This is a genomic window from Melghirimyces profundicolus (assembly GCF_003054245.1).
GTDB lineage: Bacteria > Bacillota > Bacilli > Thermoactinomycetales > DSM-45169 > Melghirimyces > Melghirimyces profundicolus.
The window spans coordinates 151,168-168,398 of sequence record NZ_QBKR01000005.1; the positions used below are offsets into that span (position 1 = coordinate 151,168).

Here is a 17,231-nt window from a genome sequence, read left to right on the forward strand (position 1 = left end):
GTCCCGGGCGGAACCGGAGCGGGTGGAGAGAAGGAGTTTTAAGCCATGAAAGTATTGGTTACCGGGGGAGCGGGGTTTATCGGCTCCCATATCGTGGATCTCCTGTTGCAAAAGGGTCATCGGCCGGTGGTGGTCGATAACCTTTCAACGGGCGAGGAAGAATATCTTCAAGGAGACATTCCGTTTTACCGGATGAACGTGCAGGATGAGGAGATCATCCGTGTGTTTGAAAAAGAGCGTCCGGAGGCGGTGATCCATCAGGCCGCCCAATCCCAGGTACCCTGTTCCATCGAAGATCCGATTTGGGACGCGAAGACCAATATTCTGGGGACGATCCGGCTTCTGGAGGGGTGCCGGAAATACGGCGTCGGGAAGTTTATCTATGCCTCATCAGCAGCCGTTTACGGAAACCCGCAATATCTTCCCATCGATGAACAACATCCGGTTTCTCCCTTATCCCCTTACGGCATCTCCAAACTGACACCCGAGAGCTACATCCGCACCTACGGTGAGCTGTACGGTCTATCCTACACCATCTTCCGTTATGCCAATGTGTACGGCATCCGCCAGGTTCCCCATGGAGAGGGAGCCGTCATCTCCATTTTCATCGACCGTCTTTTGCGGGGGGAGTCATTGACCATCTTCGGTGATGGGGAGCAGACCCGGGATTACATTTACGTGGAAGACATCGCCCGGGCCAACCTGGCTGCCTTGGAAAAAGGGGAGGGGCAGACGATGAACATCGGGACCGGGGTCAGCACTTCCCTCAATGACCTGGTGAAGATCCTGGAGGGGATCCGGGGTGAAAAAATCGATGTGGAGTATGGACCCGAACGGGCAGGGGATATTAAGCACAGTTATTTCTGCATTGACCGGGCCAAGGAGATATTGAACTGGGCGCCGCGGACAGGACTTGAAGAAGGGTTGCGCCGGACATTGGAGCATTACGGCCGCAACCGATGAGCAAGTCCCCGGTGATGAAGGTGCAACGACGGGTGAATGCGTTTGTAACATGATTGTAAAGTTCATGTAAAAGACATGCTCCGATCTATTGTAAAAGCTGGGTATCTGCAGTATACTGTTTACCAGATCAAAACCCGTTCCGCTTCGGCGGAAACCGGGCGGACACGGAAAGAATGCAATGTTCTTGTAACATTTCATCCATAAAACCCTATCCATCGGAAATTATCACGGCAGGAGTGGTTTGCGGATGCGTTCCAAAGCGGCGGCTTACGAAAGAGAGTCTCAGGCGCGGACCGAGGGTTCGCAATATATGGCCGGTTTCTACCCCGTTTTCAAAAGGGGGTTTGAAGTGGTCTTTTCCATCGCCCTCCTCATTTTTATTCTTCCGGTCCTGGTGCTGACTGCGATTGCAATCAAATTGGAATCCAAGGGTCCCGTTTTCTACACTCAGGAGCGGGTGGGCTTAAACGGCCGGCGCTTTCATGTGATTAAACTCCGTTCCATGCGTATGGATGCCGAGAAGAACGGGCCGCAGTGGGCTTCCAGACATGACCCGCGGGTGACCCGTGTCGGGAAGTTCATCCGCAAAACCCGAATTGATGAAGTTCCCCAATTGATCAACGTGATTAAGGGAGACATGAGTCTGATCGGCCCGCGGCCCGAACGGTATGTATTCACCGAAAAATTCGCGAAGGAAATTCCCGGTTTTAAACAGCGGTTGATGGTGAAACCCGGCCTGACCGGTTGGGCGCAGGTGAACGGAGGTTACGATGCCACTCCTTATGAAAAATTCAGGATGGATATGTACTACATTCAACGTCAATCCCCCGCTCTGGACCTGAAGATCCTGATGAGAACGGTGTGGGTGGTTCTTTCAGGAGACGGGGCCCGATAAAAAATGAAATAAAAAAGGGTTGCCCCTCGGAGGCAATCCTTTTTTGCAAGTTCTATCTCAAAAAACACAGTGGTCGTTTCAGCGATTTTTTGAGGCACGATTGAACCCCGGGTTCTCCGATGGGGGCATCATCAGAACATCAAACGCAGGGAAAGATAAAAGAGAAGCCATAAAGGAACGCTTAAAAATGCTGCGTTGAAAATGCCCAACCAAAAAGCTTTACCTGCAACCGGGTAGTTCATTCGGGGCACCTCCAAGTACCTCTTCTTGATTATTAGTATAAGACATTCACGCCGGGAATAGTGGGTTTCCCGCCAATTGTAAAGGAAATGTAATGTCCGGATAAATCTTTGCCATCTATTTCGCCTTTTTTTTTTGGGATGACTCCCACGGTCACCCTTAGGAATAATATTCCGGTTGACCATGGGAGGGAACCGTGCTACCATCTGATTTGGACATTTGAATACTTTGCTTTTCTCTTATCAAGAGCGGCTGAGGGACTGGCCCGATGAAAGCCCGGCAACCGACCGTCTTCAGGTTAAGGTGCCAATTCCTGCAGGACTTTTGTCCTGACAGATGAGAGAAAGGATCGCCAACCTGGAAGAAGAACGGTCCTTTCTGCATTGGTGGAAAGGACTTTTTATTTTGTTTGTGGATGGTGAACCATTGTGATTCAGTTGAAGGATATAGGAAAAACATATCCTCCGAGGCAAGGTTTCGATGGAGTCACCGCCCTGGAAGGGGTGAACTTGACCATCGAAAAGGGAGATATATTCGGGATTATCGGACGAAGCGGAGCGGGGAAAAGCACGCTGCTTCGATTGGTCAACGGATTGGAATCACCCACATCCGGTCAGGTGTGGGTGGACGGGGAGGAGATCACCCGACTGGAAGAGAGGGATCTGCGCTTCGCCCGGCAGAAAATCGGAATGATCTTTCAACACTTCAATCTGCTCTGGTCGCGCACCGTTTGGGAGAACGTGGCCTTCCCTCTGGAAGTGGCCGGAAAATCCAAAACGGAAATCAAGCGGAAGGTGGATGGACTTTTGGAACGGGTCGGTTTGACGGACCGGGCCAACGCGTATCCCTCCCAGCTTTCCGGCGGCCAAAAACAGCGGGTGGGAATCGCCAGGGCCCTGGCCAATGACCCCAAGGTTCTGCTTTGCGATGAAGCAACCTCTGCACTTGACCCGGAGACCACCACTTCCATCCTGAAATTGCTGAAGGAAATCAACCGGGAGACCGGGATCACGCTCCTTCTGATCACTCATGAGATGAGCGTGGTTCGCTCGATATGCCATCGAGTGGCAGTGATGGAAGAAGGACGTGTCATCGAAAAGGGAACCGTGAAAGAGGTGTTCCGCAACCCGGTCCATCCTCTTACCCGACAACTCGTGCATCAGACGGAAGAGGAAGGAGAAGGGAAAGGGTTGCGCATCCGTTGTGAAGCGGGCAATTTCCCCGCGTTGTGGCATTCGCTTCGGCAGGCCGTTGCAGGAAGACAGGTGACGGTCCGGGTACTCGAAGGCGAACTCAACGAAGACGGAGGGATTGTTTTGGTGCTTGAAGGTGACTTGGAACAAGCGGAGAAGGCCCTCCGTGAAGCGGCCCCTGATTGGGTCGAAGAAGGGGGGATCTCCCTTGTTCCATGAGGTGGATTGGGCTGCGGTATGGAAGGCTGCGGGAGAGACGGCTTACATGGTGGGAATCTCCACGTTCTTCACGGCCCTTTTCGGGATTCCGTTGGGAATCCTGCTCGTGATCACGGACCGTGGCCACATCCGGGAGATGCCTTGGGTACAAAAACTCGTCGCCGCCGTGGTCAATTTTTTCCGGGCGGTGCCCTTCATTGTGTTGGTCCTGTTTTTGTTCCCGCTTGCCGAATGGCTGGTGGGAACCAGCTTGGGGCCGACAGCGGCCACCATTCCCCTGATTGCCGGGGCGGCTCCCTTCTATGCCCGGATCGTGGAAACCGCGCTGAGGGAAGTGGATAAAGGCGTTGTGGAAGCGGCCCGCTCCATGGGGAGTACGCGCTTTCAGGTGGTGACCAAGGTGTTGCTCCCGGAAGCCACCCCGGCACTGGTTTCCGGGCTGACAGTGACCTGCGTCACCCTGATCAGCTTTTCTGCCATGGCCGGTGTGGTGGGCGGGGGCGGTCTCGGAGACGCCGCCTTCCGGTTCGGGTTCCAGTCATTCAATGACGGGATGCTGGTTGTCTGCGGATTCCTCCTGGTCGTCATGGTCCAACTGGTTCAGTGGATCGGCGACTGGGTTTCAAGACAGTTGGATAAACGCTGAGTGACGATAAAGGAGAGGAAGTCCATATGTGGAAAAGAATCAGTCTGATCATCTTGGCCTTCTCACTGGCCGCGGCACTGGCCGGCTGCGGAGCGGGGGGAGACGAGCAAACACTGAAAGTGGGCGCGACCCAGGTTCCCCACGCTGAAATTCTGGAACAAGTGAAGCCTGATTTGGAGAAAAAAGGGATCCACCTGGAAGTGAAAGTGTTCCAGGATTATGTGACACCCAACAAAGCAGTGGAAGAAGGTCAGTTGGACGCCAACTTTTTTCAGCACGTTCCCTGGATGAAGACAACCAACAAAGAACGGGGCTGGCACCTGAAAAAAGTGACGGGGGTTCATATCGAACCCATGGGGGCTTATTCCGAAAAAATCGATAAGGTATCCGAACTGAAAAAAGGTGCCACCGTGGCGCTTCCCAATGCCACCAGTGAAATGACCCGCGTTTTGCTCCTGTTGGACAAAGAGGGATTGATCAAGCTGAATAACCGCAACGGGGAGAAGACGCTGAAGGATATCGAGAAAAACCCCAAAAACCTGAAATTCAAACCGCTGGAAGCAGCGGCGCTTCCCAGGTTTCTCGATCAGGTCGACCTGGCGGTGATCAACACCAACTATGCTCTCCAGGCGAAGTTGAATCCGAAAAAAGATGCTTTGTTCCTGGAAGGGAAGGATTCCCCCTACGTGAACGTGTTGGCCGTCAAAGAAGGGAATGAGAACAAGAAAGCTGTGAAAGAGTTGGCCAAGGCGCTTCACTCCCCGAAAGTGAAAAAATTCATCGAGAAAAAATACAAAGGTGCGGTCGTTCCGGCTTTCTGATGAGTGGAGAGGCCGGATTCACCCAAAAGCCCCTGCGCGTCTGAGACGCGCAGGGGCTTTTTTGAGTGATTAAAAGCGTGTTCGTGTCGAGAAAAGGGGAAGCGTTTGCCCAAAATGACAACTTTGCTGTCCTGCCCGGCGGAGAATCATCCTGCAGGGGCGTTCACATCTCTGCAGGACATAGCGAGACCGGGGAGCAAGCGACCCAGGCGAGACTTGTGCTCTGTGAGTGCATAGCGAGACCGGGGAGCAAGCGACCCAGGCGAGACTTGTGCTCTGTGAGTGCATAGCGAGACCGGGGAGCGAGCCAGGCGAGACTTGTGCTCTGTGAGTGCATAGCGAGACCGGGGAGCAAGCGACCCAGGCGAGACTTGTGCTCTGTGAGTACATAGCGAGACCGGGGAGCAAGCGACCCAGGCGAGACTTGTGCTCTGTGAGTGCATGGCGAGACCGGGGAGCAAGCGACCCAGGCGAGACTTGTGCTCTGTGAGTGCAGCCGGAGCGGCTTTGGGTAAATGCTGCCGCTCACTTTTTCACAACGCTGTTAAGGGGTGGACCGGAGCCGGGGGCGGTGTTCCGTTCTTCCCGGCTCAATCTCCCCCCGGCCGCCGGTGATCTCCGCCACCATTTGGCGGATGGCGGATTCATCCCCCACGGGAACCCAGACCGTCCATTGAACCCGGTCGGTAAAAACGGGAGGCTCCCAATCATAGTCCGTTAACCGGAGTTCATGTTCCACTTTTCCCATTGCGGGATAATCCACGGTGATTTTCAACGCCCGGTGAAGCGTCCAGTGGAGGATTCCGGCCTCATCCAGTCCCGCCGCGGCGGATTGGCTGTAGGCGCGGACCAAGCCGCCGGCTCCCAGCTTGATTCCCCCGAAGTAACGGGTCACCACCACCGCAGTATTGACCAGTTCCCGTTGGTTGATCACTTCGAGGATGGGGCGTCCCGCGGTGCCGGCGGGCTCCCCGTCGTCCGACGATTTCTGCACCATCGATCCGTCCAGAACCACATAAGCGTGACAGTTGTGGGTGGCGTCCCAGTTTTGCCGGGAGATTTTCCGGATGAAAGAGGTGGCTTCTTCTTCTGTTTCGACACGGTCGACATAAGTGATAAACCGCGATTTTTTGATCAAAATTTCCTTCTCCCCGTATCCTTTGACGGTGGAATAAGCGGATGGCCGCTTCACCCCGTCCCCCCCCTTTCCTTGTCGATTGGAAGCTTCCCCTGGACATGGGTCGGATCAAAGCGTCTTTTTTGAGAACCTTTGTCGAAAGGGTAGCCATGCCGGACAACCCTGTTTTATATTTTGATCACCAACGGACGGGACGTCCGGATGAGATGTCTGGTGAAAGGGTGGATTGCAATGTTTTCTGTCGGTATTTTGCCCGTTTATCAGGAGTGCTTTTCCGTGTTTGCTCATTCCCGCCGAAGGGTTTTTCAACCGGATGAATCGCCCCAAAAGGCCCCGACAGGAGCATGGGTTCAAGATTCGATCCGTTGTCGTTTCGAGGCTTGGAGGCCGCCGGAACAGAAAAAAAAGGAGGATCGGTCCTCAGATGGGATGAGAACGGCCCCCCTCCGTGACCCTCCGCAAAAAAAAGAGGGCCGACATCATTGGCCCCCGCTTCCGGTTGATCCTCCGGTTTCTGAACCCTGGGGTGCCCCTGTGTTCTGATCCGGAATGGTCTCCCATGGTTCCACAGGCTCCGGTTCCAACTCCAGCTGTTTGCGGATAATGTTGCTCATCCGTTGCCGTTCTTCGTTTGTCACCATGTAGTACCAGTACTGGAGCCGCTTGTTTTCACCCTTCAACTGCAGCGTTTCGATGTTTTCCTTGGGTATGTCCTGGTAGACGGACTGGAGTTTGGGAATTTCCGAAGGTTTGATTCCCAGCTTCATGTTGTTGCCGACCGCATCCAACAGTTCATCGATTTTGGTGACCGTATTCAGACTGACGGCCCGGTCCAGGAGGCTGGTCATCACTTCCCGCTGCCGTTCGTTACGGCCCGCGTCCCCCCGGGGGTCCTGTTTGCGCATGCGGACGTAGGCCAACGCTTCATTGCCGTTCAGGTGTTTGGGTCCCGGCTTGAAAGGAATGACTTCCCCGCCGAAGTGTGCTTGGCTGAAAGCGAATTTGACATTGACGTCCACCCCGCCCAGGGCGTCCACTACATCGATGAAGCCCTGAAAGTTGACTTTGACGTAATAGTCCACGGGGACATGCAGAAGGTCCTCGACTGTCTGGGCCGTGTTGTTGACGGGTCCCGGTCCCTCCGAATTGACCTTGGGGCGCCCGAAGTATGGAGCAGCGTTGATTTTGTCGTAGTGATTGTCCGTGTTGGCGATTTTCACGTAGGTGTCACGCGGAATGCTGACCATTTTAACGGATTTCTTTTGGGGGTTCACCGCGGCGAGCATGATGACATCCGCCCGCCAATTGCTTGTCTCACGCCGCGCGTCGGTGCCCAGAATCAGGATGGTGAAGGGCTTATCCAAAGTCGCTTCCCCGTCCCGTTTGTCCGACTGGTCCAGGGGGTCGTAAGTGCCCGCCAACGCCCCCCAGACCTGGGCAAAGAGGTATCCGGAGACGATAAAAGCCGCAAGAACGACCAACAGCAGTCCCCGGATCCACCATTTTTTCTTTCGTCTCCTTTTTCTGTACTTCTCCGATCGACTCCATTCGATCCGTTCCATAACCAACCCCACTTTGCCTTTACGCCCGTCTCCGTTTTTTCTCTATCTCTCTCATTCTACTATCAATATCAGAGGTCCTCAAGCCGAAAACAATGTCCCATAAAAACAGACCCTCAGGGGCCTGTTTTTTTATGGGATTCGATCTCCAGATGTTCTCTCAGCACCCGGCTGACCCGGGAGCGCTCCCCCTCGGGAACGACGAGATAATAATGGCTGCTCCATTCATCCTTGCCCCTGAGGCGGAGAACTTCCCTCTTCTCTTTCGGAATTTCCCGAACGGTGCCCAGGGTGCGCCAGGCTTGGGGGAAGGAGAGACTGGTTTCCGAATGTCGCCGGACAATCCGGAACAGTTCATCCAGTTTCATGATCGTGGACCAGCGTGTTCCTTTTTCCCACAAACTGTTCAACACCTGTTGTTGCCGCTCGTGACGGTCATAATCGCTGCCGCCGGTACGGTCCCGGATATAAGCCAGGGCCTGGGCACCGTTCAGTGTCATGGGGCCTTTTCGAAAATGATGACCCTTGTAGGAGAAGTTCCGACGAACCCGAACGTCCACCCCGCCAAAAAGATCGATGACGGAGCGAAATCCGGCGAAGTTCATTTTAATGTAGTCGTGAATGGGGATGTTGAGGAAATTTTCCACGGTCTTTACGGTGGACTTGGCCCCGTGACCGAGGGAATAGGAGTGGTTGATCTTGTCCCGCCGGAGCCTCTGTCCATTTCCCCGTATCAACCATGTCTTTGTGTCCCGGGGGATATTGAGCACCTTCACGGTTTTCGACGAAGGGTTGACCGTGAGAACCAACAGCGCGTCGGCTCTTCCCACATCCTCTTTGCGCTGGTCGACTCCGATCAGGAGAAGGCTGACGGGGCGGTCGAGGGGAGAGGGCGGTCGCAGCCGGGGGGCGGCTGGATCATCCGGTGTGTTCCGGTCCCTGATGGGGGCCGGAGAGGGGGTGGAGGGAGGAGTTTCGGGTGCGGACGGTGGATTTTCCGGATCCTGTAACCGGAAAAGGATCACCACACCCAAGGCCAGAACCACCGCCAGAAGCGTCTTGCGGTTGTATCTCCCCATTTTTTTACCTCCCCCCAAGGTTTTCTTTGGTTAGTATGGACGTCTTATCCCATTCCATGCGGTTTCGTGATAAGCTGGATGTAACTGATGAAACAGGGGCGGGGTTGTTGAGTGATGGGAAGAATGGGTTGGTGGATCCTTTTCGGAACGTTGGTGTGGCTGATGGTTTCGGGATGCACGCAGGACGGACGCGACACCCCTCCAACCGAAGATGGCGGGAAAACGGGGAAAAAAACGGTGGAAAAAGAGTGGGTGGTCAAATGGAAGCAAAGCGAAGCGGATCCGGAATTCCTCCGGGAGGTTCAAGTGATCCACCGCACCGAAGATCAGGGGGTCAAGATGCTCGTCCGTCTGAAAGAGGGAGTGAAGGAGGATGTGTGGCTGGAACGTTGGTCCTCCGATGAAGGGGTGGAGTTTATCCATCCCAACCAAAAATATCAAGTGGAAGAACGGAAGGGGACCGATACCGCGACAAACACCGAAAAGGGGAACGATTATCTGAAACGCATCAGGGCGGACCGCGCCTGGAGAGAGGTGCGTTTCCGGGGGCGGCACCAGCCGGTTGTCGTCGCGGTGGTCGATACAGGGGCCGATCTGGACCATCCGGCCTTAAAACCGTTTCTGACACAGGGGGTCAATCTGAAAGAACCCTCCCAATCGCCGGAAGACCGGATGGGTCACGGTACCCATGTGGCGGGTGTCATCGCGGAGGTCTGGCGCGGCTGGAGCCGTCAGGGGGGGGAGGAGTCGAATCCTGCGGATTTTGTCCAAATCATGCCCGTCAAAGTGATGGAAGACGGGTCCGACGGGGATGTCTACTTCACCTCCGAGGGAATCCGGGAAGCCGTGCGCCGAAAAGCGGATGTGATTGTGCTGTCCCAGGGCAGCTGGACCTATTCGGAAGCGATGGCGGAAGCGGTCCGCTATGCCGAGGAAAAGGGAGTGGTTGTGATCGGGGCCTCCGGGAACGCCAGCATCAGCGAAGACGGTGAGCTCCTGCACAACAGCCCCATCTATTATCCGGCAGCATTTCCGACCGTCATTGGGGTGGGGTCCACCGATCCCGACGGGAAAGTGGTCCTGACCTCCAACTTCGGGCCCGGAATCGATGTGGTGGCTCCGGGGGAATCGATTCGGGCTGCGGTGGTCGGCGGAAATTACGGGACCGATTCCGGAACCTCCTTCGCCGCTCCACAGGTGGGGGCTTTGGCCAGTCTGATTCTCCGGCGTTATCCGGATTTTTCTCCCGTCCAGGTTCGCGCGTTGATCCGTCAGTCCGCTCATCCCAACGGGGAAAACCGGTGGGATCCCTACAACGGTTTCGGCATGATCGATGTTTATGCGGCACTGACCGAAACTCCGCGGAAGGATATTTTTGAACCCAACGAAGGCAAGAAATCGGCGATGCCTTTTTCCCGGGACCAGGTTTACAACGCGGTCTTGGACGGAAAAAATGACACGGATTGTTATACCATCTCGGTTCCTTATTCCGGCACCCTGAACCTTTCGTTAAAGGGTGCCGACCGGAAACCGGAGGGGGTGCGTGTGGAGATTTCCGGGGAAAAAAACGTCCGTTATCAGGGCAAAGAAGCAGAACAAATAAGGTTGAGCGTCTCCCCCGGACCGATCACCGCCTGTCTGTCCACTTCCCAAAACAAAGCCTGGGAGTATGAACTGGAAAACAACTACCGCCAGGAGGCGGATGAATATGAGAACAATGATCACCAGTGGAATGCGTACAACGCCAAGGTGGCCCCCGGATATACCCATTTCAGGGGAACGCTTCACAGGAAGAGGGACAACGATTGGTACCGGTTGCAGGTGTCCAAGCCGGGGAAGCTGAGCCTGAGGCTGGATGTATTCAGCCCCCGCGGAGATCCCGTTCTCTACCTGCAGCGGGAAGGGTCCTGGAAAGGAAAGAAGGTGGACGGGGAAGCGGAGGGAAAGCCGGAAGAAATCGAATGGAAGGTGAAATCCGGCAGCCTCTATGTACGGATCACGGACTACGGGACCAACCCGAATCCTGACCCCTACCATTTTATGGTCCGTTTCCAACCGGGGGACCGGGACGTTTTTGAGCCGAACAACACGTCGGCTCAGGCCCGGTTGCTGGAGGAAGGCGAAGAAGGAACCGGAAAGTTCGGGGGTGGATCGGATCTGGATTGGTATGTGTACTTCTCCGGCCGGGAAGAGAAAACACCGATTCGGTTCAAAGTCCCTGAAGGAGCGGAGGACGCTGTTTTGTTGCTGTATGACGAAGATCTCCGTGTCCTGGAAAAGATCCGGTTGTCCGGAGGCCGCCGGAGTGAAACCCGGATCCGGACATTGGCCAAAGGAATGTACCACCTCCGTGTTCAGGGCGGCGAGAACGATGCCAAAAAAGGCTATCGGTTGCAGGTGGGCCGTTGACCTTTCTGTAAAAAAACGGTGGCCGCTTGTCTTCCAAATTCTTTTCATGTATTCTTTAAATGAATTTTTTTGATCCATCAACGGATGAAAAGGTCTGCCCGAGATGCCATCGGTGACCTGGGGAAAAAGGTTTCTCCGAATCGATCCGGGCTTTTTCTTTTCTGGGATAAAATCCGGCAGTCAAAGGAGGACCCACCTTGCCTGAAAACCTTCGACGCACGCTGTTTACGTCGGAATCGGTCACAGCCGGTCACCCCGATAAAATTTGTGATCAGATTTCCGATGCGGTTCTGGATGAAATCCTCTCCCGGGATCCCAATGCCCGTGTGGCTTGTGAAACTTCCGTCACCACGGGATTGGTCCTGGTTTCCGGCGAAATTTCCACCACCTGCTATGTGGACATCCCCCGGATCGTACGGGATACGATCCGGGAGATCGGCTATACCCGGGCAAAGTACGGTTTTGATGCGGAAACCTGTGCCGTGCTCACCTCCATCGACGAGCAATCTCCCGATATCGCCGCCGGTGTGGACGAAGCGCTGGAAAAACGGGAAGGTCAGATGACCGAAGCAGAGATTGATGCCATCGGGGCCGGTGACCAGGGGTTGATGTTCGGCTTCGCCAGCAACGAAACCCCCGAACTGATGCCTTTGCCCATTTCCCTGGCCCACCGTCTGGCCCGCCGCCTCCATGAGGTGAGGAGCAACGGAACCCTGAATTATCTGAGGCCCGACGGAAAAACCCAGGTGACCGTCGAATATGAAGGGGAGCGGCCCGTCCGGATCGACACCGTGGTCGTCTCCACGCAACATTCGGAAGAAGTCAGCCTGGATCGTATCAAGCAGGATATTCAGGATCATGTGATCAACCCGGTGGTTCCCGAAGAAATGTTGGATGAGCGGACCATTTATTATATCAATCCCACGGGGCGGTTTGTCATCGGCGGTCCCATGGGGGATGCCGGTCTGACCGGCCGCAAGATCATCGTGGACACCTACGGGGGATACGCCCGCCACGGCGGTGGCGCTTTTTCCGGTAAAGATCCGACCAAAGTGGACCGTTCCGGAGCTTACGCCGCCCGCTACGTAGCCAAAAACATTGTGGCGGCCGGCCTCGCCGACAAATGCGAAGTCCAGTTGGCCTATGCCATCGGGGTGGCCCGTCCCGTCTCCATTCGGGTCGACACCTTCGGGACCGGCCGCCTGAACGAGGAGGAACTGGTCCGTCTCGTCCGGAGGCATTTTGATCTCCGTCCCGCCGGGATCATTCGACAACTGGACCTCCGGCGTCCCATTTACAAACAAACGGCCGCATACGGTCATTTCGGTCGGACCGATCTCGATCTTCCCTGGGAAAAAACGGACGTCGCCGATCGCCTCAAGCAGGATGCCGCTCTTTGATCTGAACGTCAAGAGATACTTCCCAATGCAAACCCCCATCGGACACAGCGGGCAACCCGTTTTTGCCTGCGTCCGGTTGGGGGTTTGTCACATTCTTGCAGTCATCTTCGATCAAGGATCAGAGGGGACGACGGCAAGGTTTTGACCCTGATGTCCCGTGGGTGTCTCGACAGAATCAGTAAAATATTGTAAAGTGAAAAAGACGGCCTTTTTGGAGTTTTCTCCCCCCGAACCTCCTTTTTGCCCGAGCATATACTGGCAAAAAGGAGGACAGAAGTGATGGGAGAATGGCTGCTCGCAGGTGTTGCGCTGTTCGCGGTGATCGGGTTGATGGCGGGCTTATTTTCACGAATATTCAGCCAACCGCCGAAGAAAGGGGGCAAGGCCTCCCGGTTGATCCTCTTGACCCGGAACAGTCAGGGTTGTGTGGAAGGGGTGGTCCGTTCCTACTCCTTTCGAAGGAGAGTGAGGGGGGAACCCCTGGAGATTATTTGTTTTGATGAGGGGTCTTCCGATGATACCGGTCCCATACTCCAACGGTTGCAGAAAAGGTATCCTTCCCTGGATCTTCACCTCCGGGCCGAACCTCCTTACCAGATGGATGACGGCCGGGATGAGGCCTCCATTCTGGACCTCAGAAACCGGTGTTCGTAACTGTCGGACGACCGTCCCTCCTCCCGGGTGGAGGGGCTTTATCATGGGGAGGGAGAAGAGTCATGCGTTTTTCCACTTATCAAGTAAGAGGCCGTTCTTTTGTCACCCTTTATCCCGAAGCCGACCGTCTCTATTGGAAACTCAGAGGGGAAGAAATGCGGCCGGAGGGACAGTATTCTTCTTTCGGACAAGCTTTCCGGAAGACCGGAGATCAAGGCTTCCCAGGAGGACGGTTCCACACCGGCGCGGGAAGGGATACTCTCATGGAATCCGATGCTCTTCACCTGCAGCGTGAGCTCGGCGGCAGAGCCTTGACCTTGGACGAAGTCCTCCGTTGGGGGGAGGGGTTCGGATCGGCGGAACGAACGGCGTCGGCGTTGCAATGGCTTTGTCTCACCGGAAGGGCGTCGGTTTTTCCGGGGGTGGACGATGCGGGACCCGCCCTTCGCCGACGATGCCGAAGGTGCGGGGGGAAAGCGGGGCAGATTCGGACGGGGACATGTGCGCGATGCGGGGGGAAGTGTGCCTGGTGTGATCAGTGTGTCATTCTGGGAAAGAGCCGCGCATGCACCCCTTTTTTTCTGCTGGAGCCCGCTTGCGACCGAATTCCCCCGGGGAATGTGGAGATGGAACGGCCGATTTTGTCCCCGTCACAGCGGGATGCTGCGAGAGAATGCCTCCGGTGGCTCTCCGGTGAGGGAGAAGAGCTTCTGGTCTGGGGGGTGATCGATGCAGGAAGGAAGGAAATGGTATTTCCCGCTGTCTGCCGCACCATGGAAGAAGGGGGGCGGGTGCTTTGGCTCTCTCCCCGGAAGGAGGAAGTGATCGAGGTGGCGGAGCGGATGAGAAGCGTGTTTCCGGGAACCCGGGTGGCCGAAGTTCACGGAGATGCCGGGGCTCATTGGGCCGATGCCGAGCTCACTTGTGCCACCGCCCCGCAGGCGATCCGGTTTTACCATCGTTTTCAACTGGTGGTGGTGGATGAAGGGGAGGCCGATCTCCTGAACGGGGTTTCCGGTTGGTGGAACGGCATCCGGAGGGCGGCTGCGGTCACGGGGAAGCGGATCCAACTGACGGTCACCCCCTCCCGTTCCCGGAGACGTCGGGCCCGAAGGCGAAACTCCCTGATCACCGTGCCGGTGAGATATCACGGCTTTCCCCTGCCCGTTCCCGAAGTGAGCCGGGTATGGCGGTTTTGGAGGAAAGTGGAGCACAGAGCATCCATCCCCGCGCTGGAAACGTTTTTGACCGGTGCTTGCGGAGAGGGGGGGCAGGTGTTGTTGTTCGTACCCGGAGTCCCGGAGGCGGATTCTCTCCTTCAGTGGATCCGGAACCGGACGGTTTTGAGAAAAGTGCCATTCGATGCTGCCACGGGCGGCGATCCGGATCAAAGCGGCAAAATCCACTCCTTCTTGACGGGGGAACTGAAAGGATTGGTGACGACACCCTCCGTGGGGAAAGGGGTGGCCGTCCCCCGATGTCACATCGGGGTGGCGGGGGCCGATCATCCGGTGTTCCAAAAGGCGGTCTTGATTGAGATCGCGGGAAAGGCGGGAAGATCCGGAACGTATCCAAAGGGGAGGGTTTGCTTTTTCCCGTCCGTCCGTACCGAAGCCCAAATCGGAGCCATCCGGGACATCCGGGAGTGGAACCGTCTGGCTGCAAAAAGAGGCTATCTGCGCACGGAGGGGGAGGAGCCTTGACCGGATGGTGGGAGAGGTGGTTTGCCGGTCCCGGAAGGTGCTGTCTGTGCGGGGGTCCCCATCGTGTGACCCCATGGGCCGGTGTCTGGGACCGGATCTGTATGTCCTGCAGAGGCCGGCTGCATCGGATCCACTTACCGGTTTGTCCCCGTTGCGGAAGAGGGGGAACCCGGGGGACGACATGCGAGGATTGCATTCACCACCCTCCCGGAGTACTGGAGCGCAACGTGGCGGTCCTTCGGTATAACGCTTATGCAAAAGAGCTGATCCGGCTCTTTAAATACCGGGGCCGGGAATGTCTGGCCCTCCCCTTGGCCGAGATGATGGCGGAGCGGGTTTTCGAGTGCGGAATTCGGGCAAACGCGCTGGTATCCGTCCCACTTCACGAAGATAAGTTGCGACGAAGGGGGTTCAACCAGTCGGAGCTGTTGGCCCGGGAAATGGGCCGGTTGCTGCGGCTGCCCCTGATTCCGGTCCTGGTCAAGGTGAGTCCGACCCTGCCGCAAAGCCGGAAAAGCCGCCGGGAACGGTTGAAAGCCCTTCGGGGCGCTTTCCGGGTGAAACCGGAACGCATCCCGGGGGCGGATCAAGGAACGTGGCTGCTGACGGATGATGTTTATACCACGGGGACGACTCTGCTAGAGTGTGCCCGCGCGTTGAAAGCGGCCGGAGCCGACCGGGTTTGTTCCGTTACGTTGGCCCGGTGAACCGGAGGAAAATGTTAGATTCCTATGGAAGAAGGGGTATAGGACATCAAGAGTTGGGAAACAAAGGGGAATAGAGATCTCTCAACCATTCCGATGAATCCGACTTTCATTGAAGAGATTTGAAAGGAAGTGCCTTACTTGAACAAAACTCAATTGATTGAACAAGTGGCGGAAGCGACCGGGAAGACCAAGAAAGAATCCGGAGAACTGGTGGAAGCCGTTCTGACTTCCATTTCCGATGCTCTCCGCAGAGGGGAAAAGGTCTCTCTGATCGGTTTCGGCAACTTCGAGGTGCGGGAGCGGGCCGCCCGGACCGGCCGTAACCCCCAAACCGGCGAAACGATCCAGATTCAGGCCAGCAAAGTTCCCGCCTTCAAGCCCGGAAAACAGCTGAAAGAATCCGTCAACTGAAAAATCACCATTTTTCTTCACCTCCGGGAACGGACCGGGGGTTTTTTGTGTCCGCAGGGGGAGGAAATTCGATCCGGTTTCTCGAACCTAAAATCAAATGATCCGAAGTCATTCTTTTTTTAATAATGAATCAACAGGAGGTTGGTAACAATATCAAATTGAATAATTATGCAAATGAACTTAAAATAATTCATACGCGAATGACATCATCCATTCATTGCGCAACACCTTGAGGGAGGTTGGATGCATGCTTGACAGAAAGGGAATCGGTTTGTCCATTATTCTGGCAATCGCTTTGATCATGGCGGGCTGCAGCGGGAGTTCCGCCGGTTCCGGCGGCGGGGAACTTTTGAAAGTGGGGACCGACGCCGCTTATCCTCCCTTCGAAACGCAGGGAGGCGACGGGGAAATCACCGGATTCGACATCGACATCATCAAGGCGATTGCCAAAGCGGAGGGGATGAAAGTCTCCGTGAAACACACGGGTTGGGACCCTCTCTTTGAAGCGGTCAAGCGGGGAAAAGTGGATGCGGGGATCTCGGCAATGACCATCACCGAGAAGAGAAAGGAAACATTTGACTTTTCGGAACCTTACTTCGAGGCCAAGCAGTTGATCCTGTTGCCCGCCGATTCGGATGTGAAGTCGCTGAAGGATTTGAAAGGAAAAGAGATCGGCGTTCAGTCGGGAACCACCGGGGAGGTGGTGGTGCAGGAGGCTTTCGGCAAGACGTACAAGGGGATCCGGGGTTACGATGACACCCCGGCCGCCATCGACGATCTGGCCAGCGGCCGGGTGGATGCGGTGGTGGCCGACAACGGGGTGGTTCAGGATTACATGAAGCAAAAACTGCCGGAAGGAAAGTTCAAGACAGTCGAAGACGCTTCCTTTGAAAAGGAGTATTACGGAATCATCGTCAAAAAAGGGAATAAAGATCTTCTTGAAAAAATCAACTCGGGCCTGAAGAAAATCCAGGAAGACGGCACCTATGACAAGATCTACCAGAAGTATTTCGGGGAGAAGTAAGGTCCTTACGGGGGTGCGATGCACCCCTTTTTTGCGGTCGGATGAAGGATCATTAAGAAATTCGTTAATTGTATAAAATCTTGTGGATACTGTGGATAACTCTGTGAATAAGTCTTTGGTTTTATCCATCCAACACCCGAACTCTGATTCCTTCAAATGTTTGCAGAGGA

General features: G+C 55.5%; 15 protein-coding genes and 1 riboswitch. Of the genes, 12 read left to right on the forward strand and 3 right to left on the reverse strand.

The genetic code is table 11. The features are described 5' to 3' along the window. The first annotated feature begins 45 nt into the window (after positions 1–45). From C8P63_RS05545 to C8P63_RS05565, 5 genes are all read left to right on the forward strand, one after another. Positions 46–963, forward strand: a complete 918-nt coding sequence (locus C8P63_RS05545) for an SDR family oxidoreductase (RefSeq protein WP_108022349.1) — start codon at positions 46–48, stop codon at positions 961–963. A gap of 247 nt (positions 964–1,210) precedes the next feature. After that, positions 1,211–1,858: a sugar transferase gene (locus tag C8P63_RS05550; RefSeq protein ID WP_108022350.1), complete on the forward strand. Its 648-nt coding sequence runs from the start codon at positions 1,211–1,213 to the stop codon at positions 1,856–1,858. Positions 1,859–2,334: 476 nt separating this feature from the next. Continuing rightward, positions 2,335–2,441, forward strand: a riboswitch (SAM riboswitch). Between the two features lie 85 nt (positions 2,442–2,526). Further along, entirely contained in the window at positions 2,527–3,510 is a 984-nt protein-coding gene (locus C8P63_RS05555; RefSeq protein WP_108022351.1) for a methionine ABC transporter ATP-binding protein, read from the forward strand. Continuing rightward, positions 3,500–4,156, forward strand: coding sequence for a methionine ABC transporter permease (locus C8P63_RS05560; RefSeq protein WP_245920711.1), 657 nt, complete (start codon positions 3,500–3,502; stop codon positions 4,154–4,156). Before C8P63_RS05555 ends, C8P63_RS05560 begins: the two co-directional genes overlap by 11 nt. Before the next feature lie 26 nt (positions 4,157–4,182). Next, the gene (locus C8P63_RS05565) at positions 4,183–4,977 is read left to right on the forward strand and encodes a MetQ/NlpA family ABC transporter substrate-binding protein (RefSeq protein ID WP_108022352.1); all 795 of its coding nucleotides are present in this window, start codon (positions 4,183–4,185) and stop codon (positions 4,975–4,977) included. Positions 4,978–5,521: 544 nt separating this feature from the next. Here the strand turns inward: C8P63_RS05565 and C8P63_RS05570 are convergent. The 3 genes from C8P63_RS05570 to C8P63_RS05580 all read right to left on the reverse strand — a co-directional run bounded on the left by C8P63_RS05570 (position 5,522) and on the right by C8P63_RS05580 (position 8,753). Beyond that, entirely contained in the window at positions 5,522–6,169 is a 648-nt protein-coding gene (locus tag C8P63_RS05570; RefSeq protein ID WP_108022353.1) for a YigZ family protein, read from the reverse strand. A 425-nt stretch (positions 6,170–6,594) separates the two neighbouring features. Then, positions 6,595–7,677, reverse strand: coding sequence for an LCP family protein (locus C8P63_RS05575; RefSeq protein ID WP_108022354.1), 1,083 nt, complete (start codon positions 7,675–7,677; stop codon positions 6,595–6,597). 113 nt (positions 7,678–7,790) lie between these two features. Then, positions 7,791–8,753, reverse strand: coding sequence for an LCP family glycopolymer transferase (locus C8P63_RS05580; protein ID WP_108022355.1), 963 nt, complete (start codon positions 8,751–8,753; stop codon positions 7,791–7,793). Positions 8,754–8,867: 114 nt separating this feature from the next. Here C8P63_RS05580 and C8P63_RS05585 point away from each other — a divergent pair, with 114 nt between their 5' ends. The 7 genes from C8P63_RS05585 to C8P63_RS05615 all read left to right on the forward strand — a co-directional run bounded on the left by C8P63_RS05585 (position 8,868) and on the right by C8P63_RS05615 (position 17,061). Next, complete coding sequence (locus C8P63_RS05585) at positions 8,868–11,162, forward strand: S8 family peptidase (protein ID WP_108022356.1); 2,295 nt, start codon at positions 8,868–8,870, stop codon at positions 11,160–11,162. Between the two features lie 197 nt (positions 11,163–11,359). Continuing rightward, on the forward strand, positions 11,360–12,562 hold the full coding sequence (gene metK / locus C8P63_RS05590) for a methionine adenosyltransferase (RefSeq protein ID WP_108022357.1): 1,203 nt from the start codon (positions 11,360–11,362) through the stop codon (positions 12,560–12,562). A gap of 279 nt (positions 12,563–12,841) precedes the next feature. Continuing rightward, positions 12,842–13,216, forward strand: a complete 375-nt coding sequence (locus C8P63_RS05595) for a glycosyltransferase family protein (RefSeq protein ID WP_108022358.1) — start codon at positions 12,842–12,844, stop codon at positions 13,214–13,216. A 62-nt stretch (positions 13,217–13,278) separates the two neighbouring features. After that, positions 13,279–14,919 (forward strand): hypothetical protein, encoded by a 1,641-nt coding sequence (locus C8P63_RS05600; protein WP_108022359.1) that lies wholly within the window; start codon positions 13,279–13,281, stop codon positions 14,917–14,919. After that, entirely contained in the window at positions 14,916–15,626 is a 711-nt protein-coding gene (locus C8P63_RS05605) for a ComFC family protein (RefSeq protein ID WP_108022360.1), read from the forward strand. The genes C8P63_RS05600 and C8P63_RS05605 overlap by 4 nt, the downstream gene beginning before the upstream one ends. 138 nt (positions 15,627–15,764) lie before the next feature. After that, positions 15,765–16,037, forward strand: a complete 273-nt coding sequence (locus C8P63_RS05610; RefSeq protein WP_108022361.1) for an HU family DNA-binding protein — start codon at positions 15,765–15,767, stop codon at positions 16,035–16,037. Positions 16,038–16,284: 247 nt separating this feature from the next. After that, positions 16,285–17,061, forward strand: a complete 777-nt coding sequence (locus C8P63_RS05615; protein ID WP_108022362.1) for a basic amino acid ABC transporter substrate-binding protein — start codon at positions 16,285–16,287, stop codon at positions 17,059–17,061. Positions 17,062–17,231 lie beyond the last annotated feature (170 nt).

Coding starts and splice junctions, on each gene's coding strand:
- C8P63_RS05580 (WP_108022355.1), bottom strand. CDS start 8,753: ATGGGGAGATACAACCGCAAGACGCTTCTGGCGGTGGTTCTGGCCTTG.
- C8P63_RS05600 (WP_108022359.1), top strand. CDS start 13,279: ATGCGTTTTTCCACTTATCAAGTAAGAGGCCGTTCTTTTGTCACCCTT.
- C8P63_RS05575 (WP_108022354.1), bottom strand. CDS start 7,677: ATGGAACGGATCGAATGGAGTCGATCGGAGAAGTACAGAAAAAGGAGA.
- C8P63_RS05550 (WP_108022350.1), top strand. CDS start 1,211: ATGCGTTCCAAAGCGGCGGCTTACGAAAGAGAGTCTCAGGCGCGGACC.
- C8P63_RS05585 (WP_108022356.1), top strand. CDS start 8,868: ATGGGAAGAATGGGTTGGTGGATCCTTTTCGGAACGTTGGTGTGGCTG.
- C8P63_RS05565 (WP_108022352.1), top strand. CDS start 4,183: ATGTGGAAAAGAATCAGTCTGATCATCTTGGCCTTCTCACTGGCCGCG.
- C8P63_RS05595 (WP_108022358.1), top strand. CDS start 12,842: ATGGGAGAATGGCTGCTCGCAGGTGTTGCGCTGTTCGCGGTGATCGGG.
- C8P63_RS05615 (WP_108022362.1), top strand. CDS start 16,285: ATGCTTGACAGAAAGGGAATCGGTTTGTCCATTATTCTGGCAATCGCT.
- C8P63_RS05545 (WP_108022349.1), top strand. CDS start 46: ATGAAAGTATTGGTTACCGGGGGAGCGGGGTTTATCGGCTCCCATATC.